Origin of the sequence: Microbacterium sp. I2, assembly GCF_051364985.1 — a bacterium.
Taxonomy (GTDB): domain Bacteria; phylum Actinomycetota; class Actinomycetes; order Actinomycetales; family Microbacteriaceae; genus Microbacterium.
Genome location: NZ_JBLWIH010000006.1, coordinates 1 through 12,941 on the forward strand (window position 1 = coordinate 1; position 12,941 = coordinate 12,941).

Annotated in this window: 12 protein-coding genes and 1 pseudogene; all 13 read left to right on the forward strand. The window is 67.9% G+C overall.

Annotated features, from left to right (window positions below):
- Positions 1 to 169: pseudogene (locus ACLKM7_RS04720) on the forward strand (formyltetrahydrofolate deformylase); the annotation flags it as partial.
- Positions 170 to 254: 85 nt separating this feature from the next.
- A complete protein-coding gene (gene ligM / locus ACLKM7_RS04725; protein ID WP_436446008.1) occupies positions 255 to 1,667 on the forward strand; it encodes a vanillate/3-O-methylgallate O-demethylase in 1,413 nt (470 codons plus the stop codon).
- Positions 1,668 to 1,785: 118 nt separating this feature from the next.
- Positions 1,786 to 2,367 (forward strand): PadR family transcriptional regulator, encoded by a 582-nt coding sequence (locus ACLKM7_RS04730; RefSeq protein WP_436446009.1) that lies wholly within the window; start codon positions 1,786 to 1,788, stop codon positions 2,365 to 2,367.
- Between the two features lie 61 nt (positions 2,368 to 2,428).
- The gene (locus ACLKM7_RS04735) at positions 2,429 to 3,202 is read left to right on the forward strand and encodes an IclR family transcriptional regulator (RefSeq protein WP_436446010.1); all 774 of its coding nucleotides are present in this window, start codon (positions 2,429 to 2,431) and stop codon (positions 3,200 to 3,202) included.
- A gap of 129 nt (positions 3,203 to 3,331) precedes the next feature.
- Entirely contained in the window at positions 3,332 to 4,402 is a 1,071-nt protein-coding gene (locus ACLKM7_RS04740) for an amidohydrolase family protein (RefSeq protein ID WP_436446011.1), read from the forward strand.
- Complete coding sequence (locus ACLKM7_RS04745) at positions 4,399 to 5,421, forward strand: ABC transporter substrate-binding protein (protein ID WP_436446012.1); 1,023 nt, start codon at positions 4,399 to 4,401, stop codon at positions 5,419 to 5,421. Before ACLKM7_RS04740 ends, ACLKM7_RS04745 begins: the two co-directional genes overlap by 4 nt.
- Before the next feature lie 45 nt (positions 5,422 to 5,466).
- Positions 5,467 to 6,279, forward strand: coding sequence for an ABC transporter permease (locus ACLKM7_RS04750; protein ID WP_436446013.1), 813 nt, complete (start codon positions 5,467 to 5,469; stop codon positions 6,277 to 6,279).
- On the forward strand, positions 6,276 to 7,106 hold the full coding sequence (locus tag ACLKM7_RS04755) for an ABC transporter permease (RefSeq protein WP_436446014.1): 831 nt from the start codon (positions 6,276 to 6,278) through the stop codon (positions 7,104 to 7,106). The genes ACLKM7_RS04750 and ACLKM7_RS04755 overlap by 4 nt, the downstream gene beginning before the upstream one ends.
- 8 nt (positions 7,107 to 7,114) lie before the next feature.
- A complete protein-coding gene (locus ACLKM7_RS04760) occupies positions 7,115 to 7,924 on the forward strand; it encodes an ABC transporter ATP-binding protein (protein ID WP_436446015.1) in 810 nt (269 codons plus the stop codon).
- A gap of 36 nt (positions 7,925 to 7,960) precedes the next feature.
- The gene (locus ACLKM7_RS04765) at positions 7,961 to 9,451 is read left to right on the forward strand and encodes an aldehyde dehydrogenase family protein (RefSeq protein WP_436446016.1); all 1,491 of its coding nucleotides are present in this window, start codon (positions 7,961 to 7,963) and stop codon (positions 9,449 to 9,451) included.
- Complete coding sequence (locus ACLKM7_RS04770; RefSeq protein ID WP_436446017.1) at positions 9,451 to 11,181, forward strand: thiamine pyrophosphate-requiring protein; 1,731 nt, start codon at positions 9,451 to 9,453, stop codon at positions 11,179 to 11,181. Before ACLKM7_RS04765 ends, ACLKM7_RS04770 begins: the two co-directional genes overlap by 1 nt.
- Before the next feature lie 149 nt (positions 11,182 to 11,330).
- On the forward strand, positions 11,331 to 12,248 hold the full coding sequence (locus ACLKM7_RS04775) for an amidohydrolase family protein (protein WP_436446018.1): 918 nt from the start codon (positions 11,331 to 11,333) through the stop codon (positions 12,246 to 12,248).
- 107 nt (positions 12,249 to 12,355) lie between these two features.
- The gene (locus ACLKM7_RS04780) at positions 12,356 to 12,886 is read left to right on the forward strand and encodes a MarR family winged helix-turn-helix transcriptional regulator (protein WP_436446089.1); all 531 of its coding nucleotides are present in this window, start codon (positions 12,356 to 12,358) and stop codon (positions 12,884 to 12,886) included.
- Positions 12,887 to 12,941 lie beyond the last annotated feature (55 nt).

Genomic DNA, 12,941 nt, shown 5'->3' on the forward strand with positions numbered 1-12,941 from the left:
GGGCCCCATCATCGAGCAGGACGTCGCCCGCGTGAACCACGCCATGACCGCCGCCGACCTCCAAGCCCGCGGCGCCTACGTCGAACGCGCCGTCCTGTCCCGCGCCGTCCAATGGCACGCCGAGGACCGCGTCATCCAGCACGGCAACCACACCATCGTCTTCAGCTGACCCACACCCGACCGATTCACCAGACCGACTGACCAGACCCAGGACGCCTCGCCGAGGCATCCGCTCACAGAACAGAGAGGTTCGCATGGCCGACAATCTCCAGCAGCTGCTCGACCAGAAAAACCCGGTCGAGCTCCTGCGCAACTCGCAGATCGGCTCCTACATCTATCCGGTCGTCCCCGCGGACTTCCAGAACTGGATCAAGGAACAGAAGGCGTGGCGTGACACGGCCGTGCTCTACGACCAGTCGCACCACATGGACAATGTGTTCCTCAAGGGCTCGGATGCCATCAAGCTGATCAGCGACACCGCGATCAACTCGGTCGCCAACTTCGCCGTGAACAAGGCCAAGCAGTACGTGCCGACGACCGCCGCCGGCCACGTCATCGGCGACGGCATCCTGTTCCGCGAGGCCGAGGACGAGTACACCTACGTCGGTCGCGCGCCCGCGTCGAACTGGCTGCTGTACCACGGCGAGACCGGCGGCTACTCGAACCTCGAGGTCACCGTCGACCGCCGTTCGCCCTCGCGGCCGTACGGCCACCCGGTGACGCGCCAGTACTACCGCTTCCAGATCCAGGGGCCGAAGGCCTGGGACGTCATCGAGAAGCTCAACGGCGGACCGCTCGAGAAGATCGGCTTCTTCAACATGTCGACGATGAAGATCGCCGGCAAGGATGTGCGCACCCTCCGTCACGGCATGGCCGGAGCGCCCGGCCTGGAGATCTGGGGCCCGTACGCCGAGCACGACGAGATCCGCGACGCGATCGTCGAGGCGGGAGCCGAGTTCGGCCTCGTCCCGGTCGGGTCGCGCGCATATCCGTCCAACACGCTCGAGTCGGGCTGGATCCCCTCGCCGCTGCCCGCCATCTATACGGGCGAGGCTGAGCGCGGGTACCGCGAGTGGCTCGGCATCGACAGCTACGAGGCGACCGGCACGCTCGCCGGCTCGTTCGTGTCGGACAACATCGAGGACTACTACCTCACCCCGTGGGAGCTCGGCTACGGCAACTTCGTCAAGTTCGATCACGACTTCATCGGTCGCGACGCGCTCGAGAAGATCGACCCGGCCACGCAGCGCAAGAAGGTCACGCTCGCGTGGGACGCCGAGGACCTCGGCAAGGTGTGGACGTCGCTGCTGAACGTCGACGGCCCCAACTACAAGTTCTTCGACCTGCCGCTGGCGAACTACGGCTCGGCGAACTACGACTCGATCATCGACGCCGACGGCAACGTCGTGGGCTACTCGATGTTCACCGGCTACTCGGCCAACGAGCGCCGCGGCCTGTCGCTGGGCACTGTGAACCCCGACGTTCCCGAGGGCAGCGAGCTGCGCGTGGTGTGGGGCGAGCCCAACGGCGGCAGCAGCAAGGCATCGGTCGAGCCGCACGAGCAGACCGAGGTCCGCGTCGTCGTCAGCCCGGTTCCGTACTCGACGGTCGCGCGTCAGACCTACCACGGCGGCTGGCGCACGGGGTACCAGCAGGCCGCGTCCTGACCCATCTCACCGGCGGATGACCATCGGGGCGCCGAGGCAGCGACAACCCGCTGCCTCGGCGCCCCGTTGGCGTCTGGGGAACGGGCGGGTCGGTACGCTCGGGAACGAAAGGAGTCGCATGAGTCTGCGCTATGCGCTGTTGGCGATCCTGCGTGTCGGACCGCTGTCGGGCTACGACCTGCAGAAGCAGTTCCATCAGTCGGTCGGTCACGTGTGGCACGCGCCCGACTCGCAGATCTATCCGGAGCTGCGAAAGATGGAGCAGGCCGGCCTGATCGAGGGTGAGGAGCAGGCGCGCGGCGAGCGCGGCACGCGACGCATCTATCACGTGACGGATGCCGGAGAGCAGGCGTTCGCGGAGTGGATGGCCGCTCCCCTGGACTACCAGCGCGTGCGCGACCCCGCGCACCTGCGCGCCGCCTACCTCGAGGCGACGACGCCTGAGGCCGCGCGGGAGTTCCTGGAGCGCCACATCGAGGTGTGGCGCGGCGAGCTCGCGCAGTGGGAGGGCGAGCTCACGCACATCGAGCACTTGAGCAACCCGATGCTGGTACGCCGCCTCGAGGTTCTGCCCGACGACGACCGCGAGCGCACGATCGAGTTCAAGCGATTCGCTTACGAAGGCCTCGTCGAGCGTGCACGCATCGAGATCGCGTGGGCCGAGCGCGGCCTCGCCCTGGTCGACCGTCTCGACGCGTAGCGCCCTGTCCCCGACGATGCAGCCTCGTCCGGAGTGATCGACCCGCCAGTAGCTTCAGCGTATGACCATCGAGGATGATGCGGCGGGCCCGCGCCACCCTGTGGGGGCCGTCGACCAGACGCTGCGGCTGCTTCTTCTGCTGCGGTCCCAGCCGGAGTTGCGCGTCAGCGACGTCGCACACGCGCTCGGCGTCGCTCCATCGACCGCGCACCGCCATCTGAGCACGCTGGAGCACAGGGGATTCGTCACGCAGGACCGGATCACACGCGCCTATCGAGTGGGTCCGGCGCTGATCGAGCTCGGATTCTCCAGCACGCGCGCGATCGACCTGCGGAGTCTGAGTGAGCCGCACTTGCGCGAATTGAGCATCAGCCTCGGCGAGACCGTGAATCTCATGGTGCTGCAGGAGTCGTCGATCCGATTCGTCGCGGGCTTCGAGGCGGACCAGCGTGTCCGCACGCACGTGCTGACGGGCACGCTGCTCCCGGCCTACGCGACGTCCGGCGGGAAGGTGCTGCTGGCGGAGCTGTCGCGGGAGGAGCTGCGCAGACTCTACCCGCGAGCGCTGCATCGTCTGACTCGGCACACGCGGACCTTCACGCAGCTCCTCGACGAGCTGTCGCTCGTGTCGATGCAGGGCTACGCGATCAATCAGGACGAGAGCGTCGAAGGACTCAGCGCGATCGCCGTGCCGCTTCGAGATCGCGGCGGAACCGCCATCGCCGCGGTGGCGATGTCCGCGCCCAGCTCGAGGCTGTCCTCGCACCGGGTGCGCGACATCGTCGTGCAGCTGCGCAGGTGCGCCGCGAGCATCAGATCGCACCTCGCCCGGTGAGCGGCATCCCCTCCGATTCCGCGGTGCGGAATCACGTGCCGTCGAGTCTTTACCGGCCGGTGCGACGTTGATTGGCTCGGACCCACTCGCGCCGCGACGAAGCGCGCCGAGTCGAAGGGAACAGTCTCGATGAAGATCGATGCATTCTGCCATCTCCTGCCCGCGGCGTATGCGGAGCGTCTGTTCGCGATCACGGACAGTGCCGTCGCACGGAACATCCAGAAACGCGTGAGCGGTGTCCCCGCGCTCGTCGACCTCGACGAGCGATTCCGAGGGATGGACGAGTTCGGTTCGGACTACCGCCAGATCATCAACACGGCCGCACCGCCGCTCGACGACCTCGGGCCGCGTCAGCGGACGGCCGAACTCGCCCGTATCGCGAACGACGGAATGGCACAGCTCGTCGCCGACCATCCTGATCGCTTCGCGGGGTTCTGTGCGGCCGTCGCGCTGGATGACGTCGACGGCGCCATCGCCGAGGCCGATCGCGCCTTCGACGAGCTCGGTGCCGTCGGGGTGCAGATCTACACGCACGTCAACGGCGGACCGATGGACCAGGAGCGATTCTTCCCGTTCTACGAGGCGGTGGCCCGTCGCGGCGACAAGATGATCCAGGTGCATCCCTGCCGTGACTCCAGCTGGTCCGACTACAAGACGGAGGAACGCTCGAAGTTCGAGATCTGGTGGACGCTGGGCTGGGAGTACGACCTCTCGGCGTTCATGTCCCGCCTCGTCTTCTCCGGCATCTTCGAGCGTCTGCCTGACATCAAGATCCTGATCCACCATGGCGGTGCGATGATCCCCCACTTCGCCGGCCGGGTCGGGCCGGGCTGGGACCAGCTGGGGGCGCGGACGCCGGCCGATCAGGCGGAGGACGTCGCGGGGTACCCGCTGACCCTGCGCCCGATCGAGTACTTCAAGAAGTTCTACGTCGACACGGCGTACTTCGGTGCCGGCGACGCCATGCGGACCGCGATCAGGTTCTTCGGCGTGGACCACACCCTCTTCGCGTCCGATACCCCGTTCGACCCCGAAAAGGGGCCGGGATACATCCGCGACACGATCGCGAACCTGAACGACATGGACATCCTGACCGACGCCGACCGGGCACGCATCTACCACGGCAACGTCACGGATCTGCTCGGCCTGGACAGCGCTGCCGCGCTGAACACGCTCGCTGAATCGGAGGTTTCATCATGAGGAAATCCATTGCACGACGTCTGGGCGGCTTGGCCGCCGTGGGAACGGTGCTCGCTTCGCTCGTCGCCTGCTCCGGCGGAGGAGCGCCCGCCGATGAAGGTGCCGAGGGCGACGGGGGCGCACCCGAGAAGTCCACTCTCACGGTCGCGATCAACCCCTCCACGCAGTTCGCACCGCTCTACTACGGCATCCAGGAGGGGATCTTCGAAGAGCACGGGCTCGAGCTGGAGATCACGCCGCAGACCGACATCGCCGCGATCGTGTCGGGACTGGCCAGCGGCACTTACGACATCGGGTTCGCCACCGTGGTGCACGCGGTGACGGCGAACGCCAACGGCATCCCGATCCGCGCAATCACCACGATCGAGGGTCAGATCCAGGAGGACGACGAGGGCACCGTCACGATCGCGTCGGCCGAATCGGGCATCACCGACTTCGCGGGGCTCGAGGGCAAACGCGTCGCCACGGTCGGGCTCTCGTCTCACAACACGATGACGATGTGGGAGCTCGCCGACCGCGCGGGCGCTGACACCGAGTCGATCGAGCTCGTCCAGCTGCCGTTCGGACAGATGGCTGCTGCCCTCGCGAGCGGCGACGTCGACGCCGCGATCATGCAGTGGCCGTTCGCCGCCGATGCTCTCGCCGCCGGAGGCGTCGAGCTCGGGTACAACAACCGCGAGCTGTTCGTCGACACGGCCACGACCCTGTTCAACACCTCGCAGTCCTTCATCGATCAGAATCCCAACACGGTTCGCGCCTTCGCCGACGCGATGGCCGAGTCGATCGTGGGCGCCACCGAGAACCCCGAGGTGGCGAAGGAGTCGCTCGTCGAGGGCCTCGGCATCACGGCCGAGCAGGCCGCGGGCGCGCGGTGGAACATCGGGGGCGATCCGGCTCTGAATCTCGACGCGTTCGAAGTGGCACGCGACCTCCTGGTCAAGTTCAGCACCGACGAGTCGGCGAAGACGGCGCTCGAGAACCTCGACGTGGCCACCATCGTGTGGCCGGGCGCGCTGTAACGGCCGGCGCATGCGTGCGACGCGACGACGAAGAGAGGAGAAGCGATGCTCGACCGCTCGCGATCGTGGCTGAACTGGGCGCTGCCGGTCGTCACCGTCGGTGTGGTTCTGCTCGCCTGGCAGTTCGTGACAGCGGGCGGCATGGTCAGCGCGACGCAGTTCCCCACGATGACCGACACGATGGCGGCCCTCGGCCATGAGATCTCGACCGGCCGGGTCTGGCCGGCCATCGGAGCGACCCTCATCGGGTGGCTCATCGGCATGGTCATCACCATCGTGCTCGGCGTGGTCATCGGCACCGCGCTCGCCTACAACGACTTCGCGCAGCGCAGCGCCGCCCCGGTGATCGAGATCTTCAAGGCGATCCCGGCGATCGCCATCCTTCCGCTGGTGATCCTGATCGCCGGGTCGACGCTGCCGATGAAGGTCTTCCTGGTGTGCTTCGCGGCGTTCTGGCCGTTCCTCATACAGGTGATCTACGGGGTGCGCTCAATGGATCCGATCGTCCTGGACACCGCCCGGGCGCTCGGGGTGCGGGGTGTCCGCCGGTTCCTCCAGATCAGCGTTCCCAGCGCATCCCCGTATCTGGTGACGGGGATGCGCATCGCGTCCGCCCAGGCTCTGATCCTGTGCATCGTGGCCGAGATCGTGGGCGGCGCGGCGGGGATCGGCCGCAACATCCTCCTGGCCGAGAACACCGGAGTCGTCGCCTATCCGACGATGTACGCCTACATCATGGTGGCCGGCATCCTGGGCGTCGCGCTGACGGGTGGATTCTTCCTCCTGGAGAAGCGGGTCATGCACTGGCACGAGTCGCAGCGGAACATCCGCGAGTCGAACAAAGTGGGGGCCACATGACCCGGGTGACGACAAGCCTCGTGCCGACGGTGCGTGCTCGCGGAAGCAGCACCGGGATGCGGCGGGTGGGCGCCGTGCTCACCTCGCTGTGGCTGCCCGTGCTGCTCGTGGCGATCTGGTGGTTCGTCACCGCGAATTCGTCGTCGCCGTTCTTTCCGCCCCTGGGCGACATCCTGGTCGAGACGTGGAACCAATGGGTCGTCCTCGGAGCCTGGACCAACGCGGTCGTGAGCCTGCGGAATCTGTTCATCGGCTACCTGTTCGGCGTCCTGATCGGCATTGTCGGCGGATCGCTCCTGTGGCGACTGCGCTACCTGCGGATCTCGGTTAATCCGATCATCTACTTCCTCTACGTGCTGCCGGCCCCGGCTCTGCTCCCGGCGATGATCGCGATCTTCGGCATCGGCGACATGCGCCAGATCGCGCTGATCGCACTGGGATCGATCTGGCCCACCCTGCTGAACACGCTCGATGGGATGCGCGGCATCGACACGGTGAAGTTCGACACGGCCCGAGGCCTGCGCCTGGGCGGGTGGCGCACGTACACGCGGCTGGTGCTCCCGGGGGCGTCGCCTCAGATCGCCGCCGGCATGCGTGCCAGCCTCACCGTCGGCATCGTGCTGATGGTCGTCAGCGAGATGGTCGCGGCGAACTCGGGAATCGGGTTCTTCATCCTTCAAGCGCAGGCGGAGTTCGCGATCAAGAAGATGTGGACCGGCATCCTGGTCCTCGCCCTGATCGGAACAGCGCTCAACTATCTGTTCGTGTTCGTCGAGCGTCGCGTGCTCCGCTGGTACTACCGCTCGCGTGCTCTCGGATCGTCCTGAGGAATCGCATGTCTTCTGCAGCCGTTTTCACTCCGACCGCGACCGAGACGGTGCTCACCGTCGACGGGCTCCGCAAGATCTACAACGAGGGGACCGATCAGGCCAACATGGCCATCGACACGGTCTCGTTCCACGTCGACAAGGGCGAGTTCGTCTGCATCGTCGGACCCAGCGGTGCCGGCAAGACCACGCTGCTGCGGTGCATCTCGGGCCTTGCCTCGCCCAGCGCCGGAGCGGTGACTTTCGAGGGACGCCCGCTGACGAATGTGCCGGAACAGCTGGGACTGGTCTTCCAGGACTACGGGCGGTCGCTGTACCCGTGGCTCACGAACGGCGACAACGTCGCGCTGCCGCTTTCTGCTCGCCGGATGCCGCGGGCAGAGCGGGCGGCTCGGGTCGCCGAGTCTCTCCAGAGCGTGGGACTCGGGCACGTCGAGCGGAAGTATCCGTGGGAGCTCTCGGGCGGTATGCAGCAGCGGGTGGCCATCGCCCGGGCTCTGTCGTATCGACCGGAACTGCTCCTGATGGACGAGCCGTTCGCCTCGGTGGATGCCCAGACGCGATTCGACCTGGAGGATCTGATCCTCCAGGTGCGTCGCGAGCTGGGGATCACCGTGGTGCTCGTCACTCATGACATCGATGAGGCGATCTACCTCAGCGACCGGATCGTCGTGCTCTCCAAGAACCCCAGCGTCGTACGCGAAGTGGTCGACGTCGGACTGGGAGACGAGCGCACGCAGGTCGAGACGCGCGCGAGCGAGCAGTTCCTGTCGTTGCGTCGGCGTCTGCTGTCGCTGGTGATGCCCAAGGACGCCTGAGCGACCGTGCACACGAGCAGTTCGGAGGGACAAGAGATGACGATGATCGACGACACGACGGGCGCAGCGGTGGTCGGCCACCTGATCGCCGGCGTCCAGGCTGCCGGAGACCGCACATTCGCCGTGCGCAACCCGAGCCGCGTCGAGGAAGTGGTGGGCGTCGTCGCAGAGGGGTCGGCAGCGGATGCCGGAGCGGCCGTCGACGCGGCGGCCGAAGCCGCGACGTCGTGGGCCACGACATCGGTGCCCGAGAGGGTCGAGCGCCTGCACCGGATCGCCGATGCGATCGACGGCCACGCGGGTCTTCTCGTCGATCTCGCCACGCGCGAGAACGGGAGCATCGTCTCGACGATTCGCCGCGAGGTCGCCGCGGCCGCCGACTCCTTCCGCCTCGTGGCCGACTACCTGCCGACAGCCCTCCAGTCGCGCACGGTCGCGGGCGCGTCTGCAGATGAGCAGGTGAGGATCGAGCGGCGCCCCTACGGTGTGGTCGCCTGCATCGTCCCCTGGAACGCCCCCGTCCTGCTGACGGCGAACAAGCTCGCCCCCGCGATCGCCGCCGGAAACGCGGTCGTCCTCAAGCCGTCGCCGTTCGCCCCGCTCGCGGTGTCGCTTCTCGCGGGTCTTGCCGCGGCCGAGCTCCCGGACGGTGTGGTGAACGTGGTCAACGGCGATGCCGAGGTCGCCCGGGCGCTCGTGGACAGCCCCCGCGTGCGGAAGGTCTCGTTCACCGGCGGGGGCGCCACCGCGCGCCACATCATGCGGCAGGCGGCCGACACGCTCCTGCCGGTGCATTTCGAGCTCGGCGGGAACGACCCCGCCGTCGTCCTGGAGGATGCCGATCTTCGCGAGACGGCCGATCGCATCGCTCTGTCTGCCTTCCGCCGTGCGGGTCAGGTGTGCTTCGCCACCAAGCGGGTGTACGTGCCCCGCACCATTGCTGACGAGTTCCGGCGCCTGCTGGTGGAACGGGTCGAGGGGATGGTCGTCGGGGATGCTGCCGATGAGCGTGCGTCGATGGGTCCGGTGAACAACGAGGGCCAGTTCGAGCGGGTCCGTGATCTGCTCGAGCGGACACGCGCCGCCGGGCGGGATGTGCGCGTGCTGGGGTCGAAGCTCGACGAGTCCACGTGGACCGACGGCCACTTCCTCCTGCCCGCACTCGTGCTCGACGCGCAGCACGACGACGAGGTCGTTCGCGAAGAGCAGTTCGGCCCGATCCTCCCCGTCGTGGTCTGCGAAGACGAGGAGCAGGCGATCGCCTTCGCGAACGACACCGAGTACGGGCTCTGCTCATCCGTGTGGTCGAGCTCCCCCGAGCGGGCGCTCGCCGCCGCTGCGCGGATCGAAGCGGGCGTCACCTTCATCAACAGCGGGATGTTCTCCGAGGCCGGGACGCGCGAGATCCCGATGGGCGGATGGAAGCAGAGCGGGATCGGCTGGGAGGGCTCGCCGTACGGCATCGACGAGTATCTGCAGTTCCACAGCATCGACGTGCACGCCGTCACGCCACGGAGCACGGCGTGATGGGCTCCGAACGATCGGCAGGACGGCTCATCGTCGATGCGCTGCGCAATGCGGGCGTCACCCACTTCTTCGCGAACTTCGGCAGTGACCACCCCGCGATCATCGAAGCCCTCGCGGCCGATCGCGAGGAAGGCATCGATACGCCCGCCGTCATCCTCTGCCCCCACGAGTACAGCGCGCTCAGCGCGGCGCACGGCTACGCCGCCGTGACGGGCAAGCCGCAAGCCGTCTTCGTGCACACCGATGTCGGCACTGCCAACCTCGGCGGCGCCGTCCACAACGCGGCGCGCTCGCGCGTGCCCGTGTTCGTCTTCGCGGGGCTCACGCCCTACACGCTGGAGGGCGAGCTGCCCGGCAGCCGCAATTCGTTCGTCAACCACCTCCAGGATGTTCCCGACCAGCACGGGATCGTGCGCCCGTACGTCAAATGGAGCTACGACATCCGCACCGCGGCCAACGCTCCGCAGATCGTCTACCGGGCATTGCAGCTCGCCCGAAGCGCCCCGGCCGGACCCGTGTACGTCACGGCCGCGCGCGAGGTGCTCGAAGAGCAGGCACCGGATCCCGCTCTCGCGCTGGGTCAATGGCGCCCGATCGATCCCTCTCCGGCGTCGGAGCCCGCGGTCGAAGAACTCTTCACGGCGCTCGCCACCGCCGCTCATCCCCTGATCATCACCACCTACCTCGGCAGGTCGCAGGACTCCGTTCCCGCGCTCGTCATGCTCGCAGAACGGCTCGGGGTCACCGTCGTCGAGCACAACGCCGAAGTCATGAACTTCCCTCGCGAGCATCCGCTGCACGGCGGCGACGACCCTCATCGACTCCTCGCCGACGCGGATGTGATCCTGGCGATCGACACCGACGTCCCGTGGGTGGACTCGATCCGCCGCCCTCGCGAAGACGCCGCCGTGTTCGTCGTGAACGAGGATCCCCTGCAGGAATCCCTTCCTCTCTGGTACGTCGCCGCCGACCGCTTCATCCGCGCGGACAGCCGCCTCGTCCTCCAGCAGCTCGGCGAACGGTGCCCGGCCGAACCCGATCCCGCCGCCATCGGGCGCATCGCGCAGGCGGCCGAAGACGCGGCGTCGCTGCGACGGACGTGGTCAGCCCAAGCCGACGCCGATGCGCGCGGGCGGCGTCTCACTCCGGCGAGCGTCGCGGCGGCCCTCCACCGCCTCCTCGACGAGGACGCCATCGTGATCAATGAGGCGATCTCGGAAGCGCCGACCGTGTGGAAGCATCTCCCGAGAAGTCGACCGGGATCCCAGTACGGCAACCGGGGAACGTCGCTCGGCTGGTCCGGGGGCGGAGCCTTGGGCATCAAGCTCGCGGCGCCTGATCGAACGGTGGTGAGCATCGTCGGCGACGGCACATTCTTCTTCAGTGCGCCCTCGTCCACGTATTGGATCGCGCGTCGCTACGGGCTGCCCGTCCTCACCGTCGTGCTGGACAACGGCGGGTGGAACGCGACGAAGCGCAATGTGGAACGGCTCCACCCCGAGGGCGCCGCGGTGCGCGCCGATCGGTATTGGGTCAATCTCGAGCAGAGCACGGATTTCGGCGGAATCGCGTCCGCCGCCGGTCAGGCGTGGAGCGCGATCGTCACTCACTTCCATGAGCTGGACGCCGCTCTCCGGGAGGGGCTCGCTCAGGTCACCGCCGGCACTCCTGCGGTGGTCACCGTGCGGGTGAGTGCCATCACTGCTCAGAACGACGCAGCAACGCTCTAGAAAGGACGACCATCATCGACGCGACTTCCGCCTCCCGCCCCTACCTCCGAATCGCCACCGAAGAAGCGTGGGCGCCGCCTGAGCTGATCGACCTCTATCGCCGGCACCTGTCCGAGCGGACCATCGACGATGTCGGATTCGAGAGCTTGATGGGGTACTTCCTCGGCTCGTCCCACCCTCAGCCCCGGTCCGTGGTGGAAAGGCTGCAGGATGCGGCCGCCCGCCGCCTCGCCGATATGGACGCCACGGGAATCGACCACCAGGTCCTGGCCATGACGGCACCCGGAACCCAGGTGCTCGACGCCGACGAGGGATCCCGCATGGCCCGTCTGGGCAACGACCGGCTTGCCGCCATCTGCCAGGCGAATCCGACGCGGTTCTCCGCGCTCGCCGCGGTCTCGTACGAGGACGTCGGCACGGCGGTGCCGGAGCTGCGACGCGCGGTCACCGAGCTGGGGTTGAAGGGCCTGATCCTGAACGACCACATCAGGGGCTCGTACATCGACGATCCTCGGTTCGCGCCGATCCTCGCCGAGCTCGAGGCCTTGGACGTGCCCCTCTACCTCCACCCCCACAGCCCGCCGAACAGCATGATCGCCCCCTACCGCGAGGCGGGTCTGGATGGGGCGATCCACGGGTTCGGCGCGAGCGCGGGCCTGCACCTGCTGCGCATCATCACCTCCGGAGTCTTCGATCGTCATCCGGCCTTGCGTCTGGTCGTGGGGCATCTTGGTGAGGGGCTGCCCTTCTGGCTCTATCGCATCGACCACATGCACGCCAAGCAGGTCGCGTCGGGCCGGTACGACCAGATCAAGCCCCTGCGGCAGCGGCCATCGGAGTACTTCTCCACGAACATCTGGCTGACCACGTCGGGCATGCCGTGGGAGCCGGCGATCATGTTCTCGCGTGAGGTGGTGGGCGCCGATCGCGTCATGTACGCGATGGACTACCCGTATCAGTTCGAGCAGGCCGAGGTCGCCGCACAGGACGCGCTCCCGATCAGCGAGGCCGAGAAGTCCGCGTTCTTCGAGCTCACGGCGAGGCGCGTGTTCGGCCTCGACTTCTGAGGGCGATACATCGAGACCGTCCGCGCCCGGGCCGTCTCGTGAGGCCGCCTCGCCGCGGTGCGCCGCGGCCGGCCCGGAACGGGCGCGGCTAGGCTGGGAGCGTGTCGATGGAGAGCCGAGATCCGCGGGGGACCCCCGCCACCGACCGGCTCAACTACACCGCCTACCGCCTGGCCCGCGCTCTCAACCGCGCCGCCGAGAACACCGCCCTCGCGCACGGCGTCACACTCCCCCAGTTCCTCATCCTCCAGGTGCTCGGCGAGGGGATCCCGCTGTCGAATGCGCAGGTCGCGCGTCGCACGTTCGTCAGCTCGCAGGCCGCGCACGTGGTCTCGGCCGAACTGCTCGATACGGGTCTGATCGAGCGGGTCGAGCACCCGACGAACCGGCGCGTGCGCCTGGTGCGCCTGAGCGAGACCGGCTGGGACACGCTCGCCAAGTGCGAGGCCGAGATCCGCGAGCGCGAGGACCGGCTGGCCGAGATCATCGGCCCCGACCTGGGCGGAACGCTCGCCGAGGTGCTGGATCGCGCGGCCGACACGCTCGCCGGCGGCTACTTCGGAGACGCGGATGCCGAGGCCGAGGCGGTCGCCAGGCGCCGACGCCCCAGCAGAGGATCGGGGCTGGCTCCGGCGTGAAGCGTCGGCCCGGACCGGCGACCCCCACAATGGCCGCGAGCCGGGCCGACGGCAT

Coding starts and splice junctions, on each gene's coding strand:
- ACLKM7_RS04745 (WP_436446012.1), top strand. CDS start 4,399: ATGAGGAAATCCATTGCACGACGTCTGGGCGGCTTGGCCGCCGTGGGA.
- ACLKM7_RS04750 (WP_436446013.1), top strand. CDS start 5,467: ATGCTCGACCGCTCGCGATCGTGGCTGAACTGGGCGCTGCCGGTCGTC.
- ACLKM7_RS04755 (WP_436446014.1), top strand. CDS start 6,276: ATGACCCGGGTGACGACAAGCCTCGTGCCGACGGTGCGTGCTCGCGGA.
- ligM (WP_436446008.1), top strand. CDS start 255: ATGGCCGACAATCTCCAGCAGCTGCTCGACCAGAAAAACCCGGTCGAG.
- ACLKM7_RS04735 (WP_436446010.1), top strand. CDS start 2,429: ATGACCATCGAGGATGATGCGGCGGGCCCGCGCCACCCTGTGGGGGCC.
- ACLKM7_RS04775 (WP_436446018.1), top strand. CDS start 11,331: ATGGGGTACTTCCTCGGCTCGTCCCACCCTCAGCCCCGGTCCGTGGTG.
- ACLKM7_RS04730 (WP_436446009.1), top strand. CDS start 1,786: ATGAGTCTGCGCTATGCGCTGTTGGCGATCCTGCGTGTCGGACCGCTG.
- ACLKM7_RS04760 (WP_436446015.1), top strand. CDS start 7,115: ATGTCTTCTGCAGCCGTTTTCACTCCGACCGCGACCGAGACGGTGCTC.
- ACLKM7_RS04740 (WP_436446011.1), top strand. CDS start 3,332: ATGAAGATCGATGCATTCTGCCATCTCCTGCCCGCGGCGTATGCGGAG.
- ACLKM7_RS04780 (WP_436446089.1), top strand. CDS start 12,356: ATGGAGAGCCGAGATCCGCGGGGGACCCCCGCCACCGACCGGCTCAAC.
- ACLKM7_RS04765 (WP_436446016.1), top strand. CDS start 7,961: ATGACGATGATCGACGACACGACGGGCGCAGCGGTGGTCGGCCACCTG.
- ACLKM7_RS04770 (WP_436446017.1), top strand. CDS start 9,451: ATGGGCTCCGAACGATCGGCAGGACGGCTCATCGTCGATGCGCTGCGC.